Source organism: Viridibacterium curvum, assembly GCF_039544165.1.
Classification (GTDB): Bacteria; Pseudomonadota; Gammaproteobacteria; order Burkholderiales; family Rhodocyclaceae; genus Viridibacterium; species Viridibacterium curvum.
Genome location: NZ_BAABLD010000008.1, coordinates 351,659 through 367,657, shown reverse-complemented (window position 1 = coordinate 367,657; position 15,999 = coordinate 351,659). Strand labels below are relative to the sequence as shown.

The 15,999-nt window shown below is 62.9% G+C and carries 17 protein-coding genes and 1 pseudogene; 11 read left to right on the top strand and 7 right to left on the bottom strand.

The annotated features are described in order from the left end of the window. Positions 1–276: 276 nt before the first annotated feature. The 3 genes from ABEA02_RS09450 (at position 277) to ABEA02_RS09440 (ending at position 1,874) form a co-directional block, all read left to right on the top strand. The gene (locus ABEA02_RS09450; protein WP_345532662.1) at positions 277–468 is read left to right on the top strand and encodes an AbrB/MazE/SpoVT family DNA-binding domain-containing protein; all 192 of its coding nucleotides are present in this window, start codon (positions 277–279) and stop codon (positions 466–468) included. Beyond that, complete coding sequence (locus tag ABEA02_RS09445) at positions 465–965, top strand: putative toxin-antitoxin system toxin component, PIN family (protein WP_345532661.1); 501 nt, start codon at positions 465–467, stop codon at positions 963–965. The genes ABEA02_RS09450 and ABEA02_RS09445 overlap by 4 nt, the downstream gene beginning before the upstream one ends. 90 nt (positions 966–1,055) lie before the next feature. Further along, positions 1,056–1,874 carry a mechanosensitive ion channel family protein gene (locus ABEA02_RS09440; protein WP_345532659.1) on the top strand — a complete coding sequence of 273 codons (819 nt, stop codon included), beginning with the start codon at positions 1,056–1,058 and terminating at the stop codon, positions 1,872–1,874. Positions 1,875–2,178: 304 nt separating this feature from the next. Here ABEA02_RS09440 and ABEA02_RS09435 read toward each other — a convergent pair. From ABEA02_RS09435 to ABEA02_RS09415, 5 genes and pseudogenes are all read right to left on the bottom strand, one after another. Then, positions 2,179–2,595 (bottom strand): annotated as a pseudogene (locus ABEA02_RS09435) (VOC family protein). A gap of 14 nt (positions 2,596–2,609) precedes the next feature. Beyond that, positions 2,610–2,852, bottom strand: coding sequence for a hypothetical protein (locus ABEA02_RS09430; protein WP_345532658.1), 243 nt, complete (start codon positions 2,850–2,852; stop codon positions 2,610–2,612). 14 nt (positions 2,853–2,866) lie between these two features. Beyond that, on the bottom strand, positions 2,867–3,073 hold the full coding sequence (locus ABEA02_RS09425; protein WP_345532657.1) for a hypothetical protein: 207 nt from the start codon (positions 3,071–3,073) through the stop codon (positions 2,867–2,869). After that, a complete protein-coding gene (locus tag ABEA02_RS09420) occupies positions 3,070–3,282 on the bottom strand; it encodes a hypothetical protein (RefSeq protein WP_345532656.1) in 213 nt (70 codons plus the stop codon). The genes ABEA02_RS09425 and ABEA02_RS09420 overlap by 4 nt, the downstream gene beginning before the upstream one ends. 10 nt (positions 3,283–3,292) lie before the next feature. Then, complete coding sequence (locus ABEA02_RS09415; RefSeq protein ID WP_345533626.1) at positions 3,293–4,021, bottom strand: LOG family protein; 729 nt, start codon at positions 4,019–4,021, stop codon at positions 3,293–3,295. Between the two features lie 136 nt (positions 4,022–4,157). Between ABEA02_RS09415 and polA the strand changes: the two genes are divergently transcribed. After that, complete coding sequence (polA, locus tag ABEA02_RS09410) at positions 4,158–6,944, top strand: DNA polymerase I (protein WP_345532655.1); 2,787 nt, start codon at positions 4,158–4,160, stop codon at positions 6,942–6,944. Positions 6,945–7,061: 117 nt separating this feature from the next. Further along, on the top strand, positions 7,062–8,678 hold the full coding sequence (locus ABEA02_RS09405) for a methyl-accepting chemotaxis protein (protein ID WP_345532654.1): 1,617 nt from the start codon (positions 7,062–7,064) through the stop codon (positions 8,676–8,678). Positions 8,679–8,880: 202 nt separating this feature from the next. On the opposite strand, the gene ABEA02_RS09400 is transcribed toward ABEA02_RS09405, so the two are convergent. Then, positions 8,881–9,732 carry a delta-class carbonic anhydrase gene (locus ABEA02_RS09400; RefSeq protein WP_345532653.1) on the bottom strand — a complete coding sequence of 284 codons (852 nt, stop codon included), beginning with the start codon at positions 9,730–9,732 and terminating at the stop codon, positions 8,881–8,883. 172 nt (positions 9,733–9,904) lie between these two features. On the opposite strand from ABEA02_RS09400, the gene ABEA02_RS09395 reads away from it, so the two are divergent. Both ABEA02_RS09395 and ABEA02_RS09390 read left to right on the top strand, forming a co-directional pair. Next, positions 9,905–10,435 carry an MCP four helix bundle domain-containing protein gene (locus ABEA02_RS09395; RefSeq protein ID WP_345532652.1) on the top strand — a complete coding sequence of 177 codons (531 nt, stop codon included), beginning with the start codon at positions 9,905–9,907 and terminating at the stop codon, positions 10,433–10,435. Positions 10,436–10,566: 131 nt separating this feature from the next. After that, positions 10,567–11,574, top strand: a complete 1,008-nt coding sequence (locus ABEA02_RS09390; RefSeq protein ID WP_345532651.1) for a sulfate ABC transporter substrate-binding protein — start codon at positions 10,567–10,569, stop codon at positions 11,572–11,574. A 91-nt stretch (positions 11,575–11,665) separates the two neighbouring features. On the opposite strand, the gene ABEA02_RS09385 is transcribed toward ABEA02_RS09390, so the two are convergent. Next, on the bottom strand, positions 11,666–11,965 hold the full coding sequence (locus tag ABEA02_RS09385; protein WP_345532650.1) for a DUF2325 domain-containing protein: 300 nt from the start codon (positions 11,963–11,965) through the stop codon (positions 11,666–11,668). A gap of 231 nt (positions 11,966–12,196) precedes the next feature. Between ABEA02_RS09385 and ssuE the strand changes: the two genes are divergently transcribed. From ssuE to ssuC, 4 genes are all read left to right on the top strand, one after another. Further along, positions 12,197–12,802, top strand: coding sequence for an NADPH-dependent FMN reductase (gene ssuE / locus ABEA02_RS09380; RefSeq protein ID WP_345532648.1), 606 nt, complete (start codon positions 12,197–12,199; stop codon positions 12,800–12,802). Between the two features lie 47 nt (positions 12,803–12,849). After that, positions 12,850–13,806 carry a sulfonate ABC transporter substrate-binding protein gene (locus tag ABEA02_RS09375; RefSeq protein WP_345532647.1) on the top strand — a complete coding sequence of 319 codons (957 nt, stop codon included), beginning with the start codon at positions 12,850–12,852 and terminating at the stop codon, positions 13,804–13,806. Positions 13,807–13,893: 87 nt separating this feature from the next. Further along, the gene (ssuD, locus tag ABEA02_RS09370) at positions 13,894–15,081 is read left to right on the top strand and encodes an FMNH2-dependent alkanesulfonate monooxygenase (protein WP_345532646.1); all 1,188 of its coding nucleotides are present in this window, start codon (positions 13,894–13,896) and stop codon (positions 15,079–15,081) included. Positions 15,082–15,210: 129 nt separating this feature from the next. Continuing rightward, positions 15,211–15,990, top strand: a complete 780-nt coding sequence (gene ssuC, locus ABEA02_RS09365; RefSeq protein WP_345532645.1) for an aliphatic sulfonate ABC transporter permease SsuC — start codon at positions 15,211–15,213, stop codon at positions 15,988–15,990. Positions 15,991–15,999 lie beyond the last annotated feature (9 nt).

Sequence of the window (15,999 nt, the reverse complement as noted above, 5' to 3'; positions counted from 1 at the left end):
GATTTGCCGTGCCCTCTCCTTGAGGAGAGGGTGGCGCGGAGCGCCGGGAGCGCTGGGATCGTACGCATCCGGGCATGGGCGGTTTGTGGGGCGCGCGACATTTCCCCTCTCCCGCCCCTGACGGGGCACCCTCCCCCGAGGGGGAGGGAACTGCTGCGCCTGAGCCACGTTCAGCCAGTTTCCAATTTGAGTCGCCATAAACTGAAATGACCGTAAAGCTGCGCCGTCGCGGGAATGACGACGCAGCTACACTTGCTGATCTTTCCGGGGGACAACATGGCTACCACACAGATCGTTGAGTTCGATGACTCCGCTGCATTGATCCTGCCGCCAGAGCTGCTTGAGGGCTTGCAGCTGACTGTGGGTGACACCGTCTACCTGACGGAAACGCCCGAGGGGTGTCGACTTACGACGAACGTGCCCAACCTGGTAGGGGACGAGGCTGGGAACGGCGCGCCGCCACGATGAGTTCTGTCATCACCGTGCCCCCTGCGGGCACCCCGCTGCGCGTCGTCCTCGACACCAACGTCGTCATGGCCTTCTGGCATTTCTGCGACCCCAAGCTGCTGTCGTTGCTGGGCTGGCTGCGCGCGCGCGAGGCGGTGCTGCTGACGCGCAGCGAATGTCTCATCGAACTGGAGCGGGTGCTGGCCTATCGCCAGTTCGGCATCGCGCCCGAGAAGCAGGTCGAGGTGCTGGCCGCGGTGCGCGCGGCTTCGGAATGCCTGCCCGACCCCACGGAAGAGCAGATGGCTGCCGCGACCGCGCTGCCGCGCTGCAAGGACCGTGACGACCAGAAGTTCCTGCAGCTGGCCTGGGAGGGTGACGCGCAGCTCCTGATCACGCGCGACAAGATGCTGCTCGCGCTGAACCGCCGCCCGATGTATCGCGAGCGCCTGCAGATCGTCACGCCCGAGCGGCTGATCAAGTCGCTGGTCGAGGCGGGCGAGCTGGCGCCGGCCTGATCCACAAATCGTCACATTGCAGTGCAATGCAGATGCGATAAGCTTTGCGGCAAGGCGGCACTACGCCGCAATAACCAAATGGAGAGTGCGATGGAAAACTGGGTGAACGATCTCAACCACATCCTGCTGCAGAACATTGTGCCTTTCGGTACGCGACTGGCGGGTGCCATCGTCCTGTGGATCGTGGGCGGCTGGGTCATCAAGGTCGTCAAGGCCCTGTCGCGGCGTGGCATGGCGGCGCGTGGCATTGATTCGACCCTGATCGAATACCTCGAATCGGCCATCGGCGTGACCCTGCGCGTGCTGCTGGTGATTGCCCTGCTGAGCCTGTTCGGCATCGAGACGGCATCGTTCGCCGCGCTGATCGCGGCGGCGGGCGTGGCCATCGGCATGGCCTGGTCGGGTCTGCTCGCCAACTTTGCGGCAGGCGTGTTCCTCATCCTGCTGCGGCCGATTCGCGTGGGTGATTTCATCACGGCGGCGGGCATCACCGGCACGGTCACCGAGATCGGCATGTTCGCCACCACCATCGACCAGCCAGACAATGTGCGCACCGTGGTGGGCAACAACAAGCTGTTTGCCGACAACATCGTCAACTACAGCACCAACGATTTCCGCCGCGTCGACCTCACTGCGCAACTCGCGCATGGTGTTGATGTGCATGCCGCAATGGCCGCATTGAAGAGTCGCGTTGCGCAGATTGCCAACGTCGTGCAAAGCCCTGCGCCCGATGTGGAAATCCTCGAGTTCAATGCGGCCGGGACGAAACTGGTAGTGCGCCCCTACTGCCACAACAAGGATTACTGGCAGGTGTACTTCGACACCAACAAGACCATCATGGCGGTCGGTGGCGAGTCCGGCTGGCCGATTCCGGCGCCGCACCAGGTCATGCATCAGCGCCAGGGCTGAGAACTGTTTGACACATGACAAAACGGGCGCTGCGGCGCCCGTTCAAGTTTCGGCGTGGCTTGCCGTAGGTGTCTTGTGAGCGGCGGCACGCTTCCGGCGACGGCGGCGAGGCCCTCTGGTTCGCGTGCAGTAGTACACGCCGCTCACTCCATTCCCTGAATCCGGAATCACGCGGCTGCGCAACCCGCTGGCCGCGTTGGCTTGCTCGCCGTACTTGCGTACTGTCTGCGCGAGCCGCCTTGCCACCGGGCCGCTCGCTCGCCTGCTTCCGGATCCTGCACTTCGGGCTGGATCGTTTTGACGTTCAGTGTGGCCAGCTACGGTTGTGCACGCTTGGCTGGATCAGATCCCATTGGTTGCCGTAGAGGTCTCGAAAGACTGCTACGAGTCCGTGCGCCTGCTCTTGTGGCGGCCGGACAAAATCGATGCCGTGGGTTTTGAAGCGGTCGTAGTCGCGCCAGAAATTGTCGGTATAGAGAAACAGGAAGACCCTGCCACCCGTCTGGTTGCCAAGGGCTGCAAGCTGTTCGGCATTCGAGGCGCGCGCCAGCAACAGACAGGCGCCGGATTCGCCCTACGGTTTGATGACGACCCAGCGCTTGTCCTGCTCGGGCACGAGGGTGTCTTCCACGACAACAAAGCCCAGTTTGTCGACGAAGAACGTCAATGCTTCGTCGTAATCGCGCACGAGCAACGAGACCAGACCAAGCGATTGGTTCATGGACAAGACAGGGACTAGTGGAGCGACTGCACTGCTTCTTTGGCCTGACGCAGCGAACACCTATGCAGTTCGCGATAGCAGCGGATTGCCCAGACGCTGAGCCCAGCGCTTTTCAGACGTCTGACGTCCTCCAGCGTGGCCTGACCCTTTTGCGGGTATTGGCCTGTGCGCCGCAGGCGGGCCAGCTCAAGCTGTGTCCAGCCCTGCGCGACAAAGACCAGCACCACGCCTGCGACGACGATCCAGACCAAAGTCATCCGTTTCCCCGCTTTCAACTGGACGGCTTGTCGCCGCGTCGTTCCTTCTCGTACTCCGGATAGGGCTGCTTTTTCAGATTGTCGAGGCAACGCTGCGCCCCATCGCCGGGTTGCTGGCGGCAGCGTTGTTCGGCACTGGCTTGAGTGCCGGCGTACCAGGACTGTGTGCTGCAAGCGCCGAGTGCCGCCATGCACAGCATGGCGAAGATCCGCTTCATCATTTCTTTCCTCCCACCACCAGCAACACCACACCTGCCGCAATCGCTGCGACGCCGGCCCAGACGGGGACGTTGACGGTCTCCTTCTCCTGTACCGAGAACTCCAGCGGGCCTAGCTTCACGTCGTGTTTTTCCTTGGTGTAGCTGAAGCTGCCCCAGGCGAGGCCGGCGGTGCCGGCGGCAATGAGGGCGATGGCGATCAGTTTGCGCATGGCAGGTGCCTCACAGGTTCAGCATCGCTTCATGCTCTTCGGGCAGCGGCTCGAAGCCACGGCTTTCGTAGTGCTTGAAGATGGCGGCGACGATTTCTTCGGGCTCGTCGATGATCTGGATGAGGTCGAGGTCCTTGGCGTTGATCATCTTCTCGTTGACCAGCGTGGTCTTGAACCAGTCGACAAGGCCGGCCCAGAACTGGCTGCAGACGAGGATGACGGGGATCTGGCGGCCCTTCTTGGTCTGGATCAGCGTCAGCGCTTCCGACAGTTCGTCGAGCGTGCCGAAGCCGCCGGGCATCACCACGTAGGCGGCGGCGAAGCGCACGAACATCACCTTGCGCGGGAAAAAGTGGCGGAAGGTCTGCGACACGTCCTGATACGGGTTGCCGCTCTGTTCATGCGGCAGCTGGATGTTGAGGCCGACCGACAGGCCCTTGCCCGCGAAGGCGCCCTTGTTGGCGGCTTCCATGATGCCGGGGCCGCCGCCCGAGATGACCGAGAAACCGTGGTCGGAGAGCAGGCGGGCGATGCGCTCGGTGAGCGCGTAGTAGGGGTGATCGACCGGTGTGCGGGCCGAACCGAAGATGCTCACGGCGGGCTTGATGGCCTGCAGGCGTTCGGTGGCTTCGACGAACTCGGACATGATGCCCAGGATGCGCCAGGATTCGCGGGCGAGGCGGGTCTCGGCGGAAAGCGACGGGGCGGTGAAGGGGGGCAGTTTGTCCTTGGCTGACATGGCGCGATCCTTGGCGGTTGTGGCGTTCTGGCCGCCTGCAGCGCAGGCGTGCAGGACGGAACTTAGCACGGCTGGGTGCAGGCGGGCGGGCAGCGAATCCCGGATAATGCGCGCTTTCTCTGCCCGGTCTTCCGCCATGCCCAAGCTCCTGCTCGTCGACGGCTCCAGCTATCTCTACCGCGCCTTCCACGCGCTGCCCGACCTGCGCAACAAGGCCGGCGAACCCACGGGGGCGCTGCGCGGCGTGCTGTCGATGCTGCGCACCTTGCGTGAGAGCGTCGGCGCGACGCACGCTGCCTGCGTGTTTGACGCCAAGGGCAAGACCTTTCGCGATGACTGGTACCCGGCCTACAAGGCGCAGCGCCCGCCCATGCCCGAAGACCTTGCGGCGCAGATCGAGCCGATCCACATCTGCGTCAAGGCCATGGGTTGGCCGATGATCGTGCAGGAAGGTGTTGAGGCCGACGACGTGATCGGTACGCTGGCGCGCATCGCCTCGGAACAAGGCTTCGAGGTGCTGATCTCGACCGGCGACAAGGACATGGCCCAGCTCGTCAACGCGCAGGTCACGCTGATCAACACCATGAGCAACGAAACGCTGGACGAGGCCGGCGTGCTGGCCAAGTTCGGCGTGCCGCCCGATCGCATCATCGACTACCTCACCCTGATGGGCGACACCGTCGACAACGTGCCGGGCGTCGAGAAGTGCGGCCCCAAGACGGCCGCGAAGTGGATTGCCGAATACGGCTCGCTCGACAACGTCGTCGCCAATGCGGCGAACATCAAGGGCGTGGTTGGCGAGAATCTGCGCCGCGCCCTCGACTTCCTGCCGCTGGGTCGCAGGCTGGTCACCATTGCGACCGACGTCACGCTCGCCGAGCCGCTGGAGGCGCTGACCTGGCGTGATGCGGATCGCGAGGCGCTGCTGGAGCAGTTCCGTCGCTACGAATTCCGTGGCTGGCTGCGCGAGCTTGAATCAGGCCACCCCTCTCCCGGCGGGAGAGGGGCCGGGGGTGAGGGACAGCCGAGCGCAGCAGCGCGCACAAAGAGTCCAGGCGAGCCCTCACCCCAACCCCTCTCCCAGGAGGAGAGGGGCTTGAGCGACAACGCCGCAGCGCGCGCCAACTATGCCTGTGTGCTGGACTGGGCGACGTTCGACACCTGGCTGGCGAAGATCAACGCAGCCACGCTGACCGCCTTCGACACCGAGACCGACAGCCTCGACAGCATGCAGGCGCGGATCGTCGGGCTCTCGTTCGCAGTGACGCCGGGCGAGGCCTGCTACGTGCCGGTCGGCCACCGCTATGCCGGTGCGCCCGACCAGTTACCGCTGGATGAAGTGCTCGCAAAGCTCAAGCCCTGGCTGGAATCGGCTGCGCACGCCAAGGTCGGGCAGAACCTCAAGTACGACAAGCACGTGCTCGCCAACCATGGCATCACGCTCAATGGCATCGCGCACGACACCCTGCTGCAGTCGGCCGCGTGGGAGAGCGACCGCAACCACGACCTTGAATCGCTGTGCAATCGCCACCTCGGGCTCAACGTGCTGTCCTACACCGACCTCACGGGCAAGGGGGCCAAGCAGATCAGCTTTGCCGAAGTTGAAGTCGGTCGCGCTGCGGAATACTCCGCCGAGGATGCCGACGTGACCCTGCAGGTGCACAACGTGCTGCTGCCGAAGCTGGAACCGGAAGCCGGCCTGATGCGCGTCTATCGCGACATCGAGATGCCCGTGCTCGACGTGCTGTGGCAGATGGAGCGCAACGGTGTGCTGATCGACAGCTTCCTGCTCGCGCAGCAGAGCGATGAACTCGGCCGTCGCATGATGGACCTCGAACGCGAGGCCTACGAGATTGCCGGCCAGCCCTTCAACCTCGGCAGCCCCAAGCAGATCCAGGAACTGCTGTTCGAGCGCGACCGTCTACCCGTGCTCAAGAAGACGCCCAGCGGCGCGCCGAGCACCGACGAAGAGGTGCTCGCACAACTCGCGCTCGATTACCCCTTGCCGCGCGTGATCCTCGAGCACCGGGGGCTGGCCAAGCTCAAGAACACCTACACCGACAAGCTGCCGCGCATGGTCAATCCGCAGACCGGGCGCGTGCACACCAGCTTCTCGCAGACGGGTGCGATCACCGGTCGTCTGGCCAGCACCGAGCCCAACCTGCAGAACATCCCCGTACGCACCGAAGACGGCCGCCGCATCCGCGCCGCCTTCATCGCGCCGCGCGGGCACCACATCGTCTCGGCCGACTACTCGCAGATCGAGCTGCGCATCATGGCCCACCTCTCCGGCGACGAAGGTTTGCTCGGCGCCTTCGCACGTGGTGAAGACGTGCACCGTGCCACCGCTGCCGAAGTGTTCGGCGTGCCCGTGCCGGAAGTCACGTCAGACCAGCGCCGCTACGCCAAGGCCATCAACTTCGGCCTCATCTACGGCATGAGCGCCTTTGGCCTCGCCAAGCAGATCGACGTCGAGCGCAGCGCCGCCCAGCTCTACATTGACCGCTACTTCGCGCGCTATCCCGGTGTGGCGCGTTACATGGAAGAGACGCGCGCCCTGGCGCGCGAAAAGGCCTACGTCGAAACCGTCTTCGGTCGTCGCCTCTACCTGCCCGAAATCAAGTCGTCCAACGTCGGCCGCCGCCAGGGCGCCGAACGTGCGGCAATCAACGCGCCCATGCAGGGCACGGCGGCCGACATCGTCAAGCTCGCCATGCGTGCCACGGCCGACTGGCTCCGTGGCTCCGGCCTGCAAAGCAAGCTGCTGCTGCAGGTGCATGACGAACTGATCCTTGAAGTGCCCGACGCCGAACTCGAACGGGTCAAGGCTGAGTTGCCGCAGATCATGGGCGGCGTGGCCGAGCTGAAAGTGCCGCTGCTGGTGGAGGCTGGCGCTGGCGCGAGCTGGGACGAGGCGCACTGACCCCGTTGTTTTGTCAGGCAATACGGAAGGCGAGCGCCGCCGCAGGGGCTTATCGGCCTCAAGGTCGGACAACAGCGGCCGTTAACCCCGGAGTCAGCACGTCTACCGGAGAGCCCCATGCAGCTCAACATCACGCAAAGGATTTTTGCCATGGCGGCCGCAGCGGTCGTGGCGCTGCTACTCGTCTCCTGTCTGGGCTTTGCGGCTGTTTCGCGATTGTCCAGCACGATTGATCACGCCAATGACAACACGATGCCAAGCGTCGAGACTCTGGCGTCTGTCCAACTCAATCTGATGCGTCTGATGCTTAGCGTGCGCACCCTCATCAGCGCGCCGGTCAACGAGATCGAGAACAGCGTGCAGCGTCTCGAAGCGGCCAGACGCGATCTCGAGAAGCAGCTCGATGCCTACGAGAAGCTCATTTCGGATGAAGAGGACAAGCGCCTGCTTGGCGCCGACCGCACAACGATCGCCGCGTTTGTCGCGACTTTGCCGCCCATCATCGAAAAAGCGCGCGTCTTCGAGCGCGCCAACGCAACCGAGTTGGCTGACCGCACCATGCGGCCCCCTGCAGCGGCGGCCATGGAGGCGCTTGAAGCGCATCGCGCGTACAACGCGAAACTCGCCAAGGTTGAACAGGCAGAAGCCCAACGCGTCGTTACCGTCGAAGTCTGGATCAGCCTGATCGCCGCGGCGCTGGGCCTGGGTGTGATCGTCGGCGTGACGCTGTGGACGCAACAGAGCATTCGGCGCTCTGTCGCGTCGTTCAGCGACATCGTGCTGCGCATGCAGCGCGATAAGGATCTCTCGTTGCGAGCGCCCATCCTGCAGCACGACGAGATCGGCACCATTGCCAAGGCCTTCAACAGCCTCGTCGACAGCCTGCACAGCGGCATGAAAGACGTGGCGCTGAACGCCGGCAAGGTCTCGCAGGCCTCCGGCGAACTCGCGCGCACGGCGTCCGAAGTGGCCAGCGCGGCTGAGCAGCAGAGCTCGTCGGCCTCGCAGATGGCCGCGGCCGTCGAGCAGATGACCGTCAGCATTGCGCACGTCAATGATCGCGCAACCGACGCCAACCGCATCTCGCGAGAATCGGGCAAGGTGGCCGAGGCGGGTGCGCACACCATCGAGCAGACGGTGACCGACATCAACAGCATCGCGACCACAGTGGCCGACACGTCGGGCGCCATCCGCAAGCTGGGCGAACAGAGCAATAACATCTCGAGCATGGTCTCGGTGATTCGCGAAGTAGCAGATCAGACCAACCTGCTGGCCCTCAATGCGGCCATCGAGGCCGCGCGCGCCGGAGAGCAGGGCCGCGGCTTTGCCGTTGTGGCCGACGAAGTGCGCAAGCTCGCCGAACGCACCGCCAAGTCCACGCAAGACATCACCAGCCTCGTCGAGGCCGTGCGCAGCAGCGCGCAGGACGCTGTGGGCGTGATGGACCAGACCGTCGAACGTGTCAGTCGTGGCGTCGAACGTGCCGGTGAGGCCAGCGAAGCGATTGCCCATATCGGTCGCGACAGCCACACTGCCGTTGGCGTGGTTGGCGAGATCGCCGAGGCCATTGCCGAGCAGTCTTCGGCCATGACCAATATTGCCCAGCAGGTGGAGCGCATTGCACAGATGGCCGAAGAGTGCACCTCTGCGGCGTCTGGCAGTGCCGATTCAGCACGCCAGCTCGATGCACTGGCTGGTGCCATGCAGCGCTTCGTGAGTGGCTACCGGCTGTAGAAGGAAGCAACGCAGAAGTTCTTGGGTTTGGTCACAAGGGCGCCCCATTGCGTGCATCCATGCCCTGCGAAGCTGAATCGGGAGCGAGCCGGCGTGACGCGGACTGAATCGCGGCGTAATCGGTGCAGTGGCCGGCTTGCAAATGAGAAAGGGGCTTGCGCCCCTTTCTCCTTCGGGTTGTTGCGACGCAATTGTGCGAGGGCTACTTCATGGGGGAGAGCAGCTTGGTATTGCGAACCAGGTTGCGGACGCCGTGCGCATGATCCTCTTTGAAAACATTGTCACTGCACCACTTGCCAACCGATTCGGCACTCACTTTCAGAACTCGGGGGCGAACACTCCAGGACACTTGCAGCGGCGAACCTTTCTCGTTGTATGCCGGCCCGGTGGTTGACCCGGCGTACTGAATCGGCCTTCCGGTCGACTTCGGGATATTGAGCGCCTGATGGAAGCCATTGACCTGGCCGACTTCCGCCAGTCGATTGAAGTTGATCGCCTTGGAGTCGTTCACCAAGACCATGACTTGTGCTTCAACGCGGAGTTGTGGGTTGATGTCTGTTTCGCTCAGACAGGAGTTTAAAGTCGGGCCTGGAGCCACCATGGCGGTGCTGTGCACGTAGTGGAGTTCGATGGTGTCTCCTGCCTGCAGTCCGCCATGTTCGCTTTTGCAGACTTCTTCGCTGAGGGGTTTCGCTTCGGCGGCGCTGAGTTTTCCGTTATACCGAAACCCGGTGTGTCCGCCGTGGCCGTCGCCGTACCCGGCAAAGGTAGTGAACTCGCCGCCTTTGTGCTCGGCATTGGTGTGAAAGTGAATGTTGCACAAGTTCATTTTCTGGTACGCCGGCGCTGGCGAGAATATGCGTTGATTCTCCCCCTTCTTTTTGCCAAGGTCGCGCGGCGACTGCGGCCCGAAGCCTTTGCCATCAGTATTCCGTTCCAGCTCCATGTCTTGTGCAGCGATCGCGGTAGTTGCCGTATCGGGCGACTCTGTTCTGGCATGTGCCGATCCTGCGAAAGCTGAGAGAAGCACAATAAAAGGCAGGCATTTATGCATTGGAATCTCCTTGTCTGTACTACGAATGAGGAACGCTGACGCCAGCGCTGGTGCACAAGCAGCGCACTCTGTCCGTACGACTATATGACAAGGGAGCGGGGAGGGGGGCATAAAGTAATCGTTGATGGGGCAGCTATTCCTGAAATTAGGATCTATGCCTTGGAGGAGGGATATGTCGACACCTACGATTTCCCAGCGTCTCGTGGTGCTGGCGTCAGTGGCAACGGGGGCGTTGGTGCTTGTCGTTTTGCTGGGCTGGCTGGCGGCTTCTGCACTGGACGACGCACTCGGAGAGGCGTTTGAGAAGACTCTGCCAAGTGTGAAGGCCTTGAGCGATGCAGAGGCGGACACGCTGCGCATCATGCTGGGAGTTCGTAGCCTGATCAGCGCTTCGTTCAATGATATGGACGGGGAAATCCGGAAGACTGAAGAGGCGAAGTCTCCTCTCGCGGCACGCTTCAATGAATACGAAAAGTGGGCGCTCAACGATGAGGATCGGATGTTACTGCAGGCGGACAAAGCACGAGCTGAAGCATTGTTTGCCACACTTCCCCCGATCATTGAAAAGGCGCGCGCGGTCGAGCGCATCGCCCAAATGGCCGAGGAGTGCACGGCAGCGGCTTCGGGCAGTGCAGACTCGGCCCGCCAGCTCGATGCACTGGCCGGCTCCATGCAGCGTTTTGTCGGCAGTTACAGGCTTTGATCGCCCCATCCGCCGGAAGCGGGCTTTCGAGATAAGCAACGCAGAAATTCTTGGTTTTGTTCACAAGCCGGTCCTCATAAAGTGCGTTCCATGCCCTGCGGGGCAAACCATTCACACAGTGAGGACGCACCATGCATTTCAAGAACATCCGTCGTGCCGTACTGGCCAGCCTCGTGGCCTTTGGCGCTTCGGCGGCTTTTGCCCAGGTCACCCTGCTCAATGTGTCGTACGACCCGACGCGTGAGCTCTACGAAGACTTCAACAAGGCCTTTGCCGCGCAGTGGAATGCAAAGACCGGCGAGACCGTCACGATCAAGCAATCGCACGGCGGTTCGGGCAAGCAGGCGCGTGCCGTCATTGACGGTCTGGATGCTGACGTTGCAACCCTCGCACTGGCCTACGATATTGACGAACTCAGCAGCATCGGCAAGCTGATTCCCGCCGACTGGCAGAAGCGCTTGCCGCACAATGCGTCGCCCTATACCTCGACCATCGTCTTCCTCGTGCGCAAGGGCAACCCCAAGGCGATCAAGGACTGGAACGATCTGGTCAAACCCGGTATCGGTGTGATCACTCCCAACCCCAAGACGTCCGGCGGCGCACGCTGGAATTACCTTGCCGCCTGGGCCTATGCCCTGGCACAGCCGGGTGGTAACGATGCCAAGGCCAAAGACTTCGTGAAGGCCATCTACGGTAACGTGAAGGTGCTGGACTCCGGCGCCCGTGGTGCGACGACGACCTTCGTCGAGCGCGGCATTGGTGACGTGTTGCTGGCCTGGGAGAACGAGGCCTACCTCGCCGTGAGGGAGCTGGGTCCGGACAAGTTCGACATCGTCGTGCCTTCGCAATCCATCCTCGCCGAGCCGCCCGTAACCATCGTCGACAAGGTGGTGGACCGCCGCGGTACCCGCAAGCAGGCGCAGGCTTACCTGGAGTACCTCTACTCGCCGCAAGGTCAGGAGATTGCTGCACAGAACTACTACCGCCCGATTGATCCGGCTGTGGCCAAGAAGTACGAGAAGACTTTCGCACCGGTCAAGCTGGTGACCATCGACAAGGTCTTCGGTGGCTGGCAAAAGGCGCAAGCGACACACTTCGCGGACGGCGGTACCTTCGATCAGATCTACGCGGTCAAGTAAGTCTTACCTTCTTTGCTCCAAAAGAGGGCTGCTTCGGCGGCCCTCATCGTATTCTGGCTCGCTTCCCCGATCGGGGGGCGGGCATTTTCGTTCAGGCTGGTGTGACAAGCATCCGCAGCTTGCTGCGCACTTCGATCAGCGAGTGGCGTGCATAGATCACCGGCACGCCCAGCTTGCCTGCCTGCTTGCGCACGCTGTTGAGCAGCTGGTGGTTGAGACGGTCACAGATCACCACGATGAGACGCGTGTTGTCAGGCACCTGGCGGCGCGTGTCGCCAACCGTGCGCCCGGACCAGTGCAGGCAGCGGTGAATGCCCAGCGTGTCGGCCTGGCGCTCCAGCTCCTGGCGGATGGGTTCGATGCGGTCCGCGCCAACGATCAAGGCATTCATCACGGCCTCCCTTCTGCAACGTGTCCAGTGGATGACGCGAGACTAGCGAGTCGATGCCGCACCGCAAACGAAGCATTTTGCAGGCGCTTATTCCTTTGCGGGGACTAAGCAAATCAGGAAAGCTCACATGAGCTAAGCGGGCGGCGCGGCATAACCAACGCAGGATTTCTTCGTTCTGCGTTGTCATGACGAGCTCTAGAGTGGCGGCAATCCAGACAGGCCAAGCACTCCATGAGCATACTTTTCATCTCCGGCAGTCCCTCGGCAGAATCGCGCAGTGCGCGTCTGCTCAACGTTGTTCGCGAACGCGTCGAGCAGCGCGGCATTGCCACGCAGTACCTGTCGGTGCGCGAGCTGCCGGCCGAGGCCTTGCTGCACGCAAACTTCAATGACCCGGTGCTGCTCGATGCTGTAGCGCAGGTCGCCGCGGCCAACGCCATCGTGCTGTCGTCGCCGGTCTACAAGGCGGCATACAGCGGTGTGCTCAAGGCCTTTCTCGACCTGCTGCCGCAGACCGGCTTCGCCAATCGCGTGATCCTGCCCCTCGCTACCGGCGGCAGCCCGGCGCACACCCTGGCACTCGACTACTCGTTGCGCCCCGTGCTTGCCGCACTCGGCGCGCGTGATGTGATTCCCGGTGTCTTCGCCATCGATAGCCAGCTGCAGTGGAATGCCGAAACGGCGCATCTGCAGATTGACCCGGCCATTGACGAACGCCTTGACGCCGCCGTGCGGACGCTCGTCGAACACCTGCAGCGTGCCGAGCGCGAAGCCCTGCTACAGCGCGATGCCAGGGCCGTTCCCGTCCCGTTCTCTGCTGTGCGCTACAGCGCATAGCAACTTTTCGCATCCCCACCCCGATACAGAAAGACTGGAGCACAAGAATGAAACTGATTTCCGCCAAGCGCCGTAGTCTGTTCGGCGCACTGCTGAGCCTTGCGCTTGCCACACCGCTGATTGCACACGCCGACTTCAACCCCAAGCTGTTGCGTATCGGCTTCCAGAAATCAGCCGCCACCCTCGTGCTGCTCAAGGGTAGTGGTGAGCTCGAAAAGCGTCTCGCGCCGCAGGGTGTTGATGTGAAGTGGGTCGAGTTCCCTGCCGGTCCGCAGCTGCTCGAAGGGCTTAACGTCGGCTCCATCGACTTCGGTTTCGTCGGCGAAGCGCCCCCCATCGTCGCGCAGGCTGCCGGCGCCAACTTCGTGTATGTCGGTTTCGAAGGTGAGGCCGGCGCCGCTGAAGCCGTGCTCGTGCCCAAGGACTCGCCGATCAAGTCCATTGCCGAGCTCAAGGGCAAGCGCGTTGCCCTCAACAAGGGCTCCAACGTCCATTACTTCCTCGTCAAGGTGCTGGAGAAGAACGGCCTCAAGTACAGCGACGTGACGGTCAACTTCCTCACGCCGGCTGATGCACGTGCTGCCTTCGAGAAGGGCTCGATCGACGCCTGGGTGATCTGGGATCCCTTCACCGCCGCCGCTGAAAAGCAGATCGGCGCGCGCGTGCTCGCCAATGGCAAGGGCGTGGTCAAGAACTACCAGTTCTTCCTCGCCGAGCGCGAGTTCGCCACCAAGCGTGCCGACGTGCTGAAGGTCGTGCTCGAAGAAGCCAACAAGCAGGGTCAGTTCATCGCGAAGAATCACAAGGCTGCCGCTGCGCAACTGTCGCCGCAGCAAGGACTGCCGGCAGACGTACTGGAGCTGTCGCTGTCGCGCTACGAGCATTCGTTCTACCCGATCACCGAAGAAGCGCTGACCTCGCAGCAACAGATCGCCGACACCTTCCTCGATGTGAAGCTGATCCCGGCACCGATCAAGGTGCGCGACGCGCTGCTCAAGCGCTGAGCCGTATCGACATTCGCCGCCCCACAGCCAGCCGCGCCACAGCCCGGCGGGCTTGCAGCACGACAGAAAAACTCAAGGACGCGCAACATGAAAGTACTCTGGTTCCTCCCCACGCATGGCGACAGCCGCTACCTCGGCACCAGCGATGGTGCCCGTGAAGTTGGCTACGACTATCTGCGGCAGATCGCCCAGGCTGCCGACCAGCTCGGCTACTACGGCGTGCTCACGCCCACCGGCCGCTCCTGCGAAGACCCGTGGGTGGTGACGTCCAGCCTGATCGGTGCGACGAAGAACCTGCGCTTCCTCGTGGCCCTGCGTCCCGGCCTGCATCAGCCGAGTCTTGCCGCGCGCATGGCAGCCACTTTCGACCGCCTCTCCGGCGGACGCCTGCTGATCAATCTCGTGACGGGCGGCGACCCCAACGAACTCGCTGGTGACGGCGTCATCACCTCGCACGCCGAGCGTTACGAGGCATCCGAAGAGTTCATCCGCATCTGGTGTGAAATCGTGGCACGCAGTCACGACTCGGAAGCCTACGATTTCGAGGGCAAGCACCTCTTCGTCAAGGGCGCCAAGCTGCTTTACCCGCCCATCCAGACACCGCATCCGCCAGTGTGGTTCGGCGGCTCGTCCGACGCGGCGCACGACCTCGCGGCCGAGCATGTCGAGACCTATCTCTCCTGGGGCGAGCCGCCCGAGGAAGTGAAGAAGAAGTTTGACGACGTGAAGGCTCGCGCCGCAAAGCGTGGCCGCACGATCAAGTTCGGCGTACGCCTGCACGTCATCGTGCGCGAGACCGAAGAAGAAGCCTGGGCCGCTGCCGACAAGCTCATCAGCCGCCTGGACGACGAGACGGTGGCGCGCGCGCAAGCCGCCTTTGCGAAGATGGATTCCGAAGGCCAACGCCGCATGGCCGCGCTGCACAAGCAGGGTGGTGGTGGTCGCAGCCGCGAAGCGCTGGAGATCAGCCCGCACCTGTGGGCCGGTGTTGGCCTTGTGCGAGGTGGTGCGGGCACAGCCATCGTCGGCAACCCGCAGCAGGTCGCCAACAAGCTGCGCGAATACCAGGAGGCCGGGGCAGATGCTTTCGTGCTGTCGGGCTACCCGCATCTGGAAGAAGCCTATCGCTTTGCCGAACTGGTCTTCCCGCTTCTGCCGCTGGAGCACGGCGCGCCCGATGCGCTGCCGGGGCAGAAGCTGTCCGGACCCTTTGGTGAGGTGGTGGCCAACCACTTCGTACCGAAGAGCTTCGAACCCAAGACATCGGCGAGCTGAGGCTATGCGACACAGGCCCCTACGTCGTCATTCCCGCGAACGCGGGAATCCAGCGACTTTCATCGCGCGACAAACGCCACTGGATTCCCGCCTGCGCGGGAATGACCGAGATTTGTCGGGACACATGCAATGAGCAATCGACCTTCATTCTTTGCACGCCAGCTCCTGCCCTGGGCGGTACCAGTGCTGCTGATCACGATCTGGCAGCTCTCCGCGCAACTCGGCTGGCTGTCCAGCCGCGTGCTGCCCGAGCCCTGGGCCATCCTCAAATCGGGCTGGGTGTTGCTCAAGTCTGGCGAGCTGCATCACCACGTGCTGGTCAGCACGCGTCGCGCGCTCACCGGCCTCGCCATCGGCGGTGGTGCGGGCCTGCTGCTGGGGCTCCTCACCGGAACCTTCAAACGCGCCGAAACGCTGCTCGACACCACGTTGCAGATGATCCGCAACGTACCTCCGCTGGCGCTCATCCCGCTGGTTATCCTGTGGTTCGGCATCGACGAAGCCGCCAAGGTCTTCCTCGTATCGCTGGGTGTGTTCTTCCCGATCTACCTCAACACCTATCACGGCATCCGCTCGGTAGACCCCGCGCTCATCGAGATGGCAAAGAGCTATGGCGTCACCGGCTGGCGCCTGTATCGCGATGTCATCCTGCCCGGTGCGCTTGCGTCGATCCTCGTCGGCCTGCGTTTCTCGCTGGGCCTCATGTGGGTGCTGCTGATCGTCTCCGAGACCATCTCGGCGACCGAAGGCATCGGCTACATGACCATGAACGCACGCGAGTTCCTGCGTACCGACGTGGTGCTGGTCGGCATCCTGCTCTACGCCCTGCTCGGCAAGCTGGCTGATGTTATCGCGCGCGCGCTGGAACGCTTCTGGCTGCGCTGGAACCCCAACTACGCGGCGGCCTGAAAGAGACCA

Coding starts and splice junctions, on each gene's coding strand:
- ABEA02_RS09390 (WP_345532651.1), top strand. CDS start 10,567: ATGCATTTCAAGAACATCCGTCGTGCCGTACTGGCCAGCCTCGTGGCC.
- ssuD (WP_345532646.1), top strand. CDS start 13,894: ATGAAAGTACTCTGGTTCCTCCCCACGCATGGCGACAGCCGCTACCTC.
- ABEA02_RS09385 (WP_345532650.1), bottom strand. CDS start 11,965: ATGAATGCCTTGATCGTTGGCGCGGACCGCATCGAACCCATCCGCCAG.
- ABEA02_RS09440 (WP_345532659.1), top strand. CDS start 1,056: ATGGAAAACTGGGTGAACGATCTCAACCACATCCTGCTGCAGAACATT.
- ABEA02_RS09450 (WP_345532662.1), top strand. CDS start 277: ATGGCTACCACACAGATCGTTGAGTTCGATGACTCCGCTGCATTGATC.
- ABEA02_RS09405 (WP_345532654.1), top strand. CDS start 7,062: ATGCAGCTCAACATCACGCAAAGGATTTTTGCCATGGCGGCCGCAGCG.
- polA (WP_345532655.1), top strand. CDS start 4,158: ATGCCCAAGCTCCTGCTCGTCGACGGCTCCAGCTATCTCTACCGCGCC.
- ABEA02_RS09430 (WP_345532658.1), bottom strand. CDS start 2,852: ATGACTTTGGTCTGGATCGTCGTCGCAGGCGTGGTGCTGGTCTTTGTC.
- ABEA02_RS09445 (WP_345532661.1), top strand. CDS start 465: ATGAGTTCTGTCATCACCGTGCCCCCTGCGGGCACCCCGCTGCGCGTC.
- ABEA02_RS09415 (WP_345533626.1), bottom strand. CDS start 4,021: ATGTCAGCCAAGGACAAACTGCCCCCCTTCACCGCCCCGTCGCTTTCC.
- ABEA02_RS09395 (WP_345532652.1), top strand. CDS start 9,905: ATGTCGACACCTACGATTTCCCAGCGTCTCGTGGTGCTGGCGTCAGTG.
- ABEA02_RS09375 (WP_345532647.1), top strand. CDS start 12,850: ATGAAACTGATTTCCGCCAAGCGCCGTAGTCTGTTCGGCGCACTGCTG.
- ssuE (WP_345532648.1), top strand. CDS start 12,197: ATGAGCATACTTTTCATCTCCGGCAGTCCCTCGGCAGAATCGCGCAGT.
- ssuC (WP_345532645.1), top strand. CDS start 15,211: ATGAGCAATCGACCTTCATTCTTTGCACGCCAGCTCCTGCCCTGGGCG.
- ABEA02_RS09420 (WP_345532656.1), bottom strand. CDS start 3,282: ATGCGCAAACTGATCGCCATCGCCCTCATTGCCGCCGGCACCGCCGGC.
- ABEA02_RS09400 (WP_345532653.1), bottom strand. CDS start 9,732: ATGCATAAATGCCTGCCTTTTATTGTGCTTCTCTCAGCTTTCGCAGGA.
- ABEA02_RS09425 (WP_345532657.1), bottom strand. CDS start 3,073: ATGATGAAGCGGATCTTCGCCATGCTGTGCATGGCGGCACTCGGCGCT.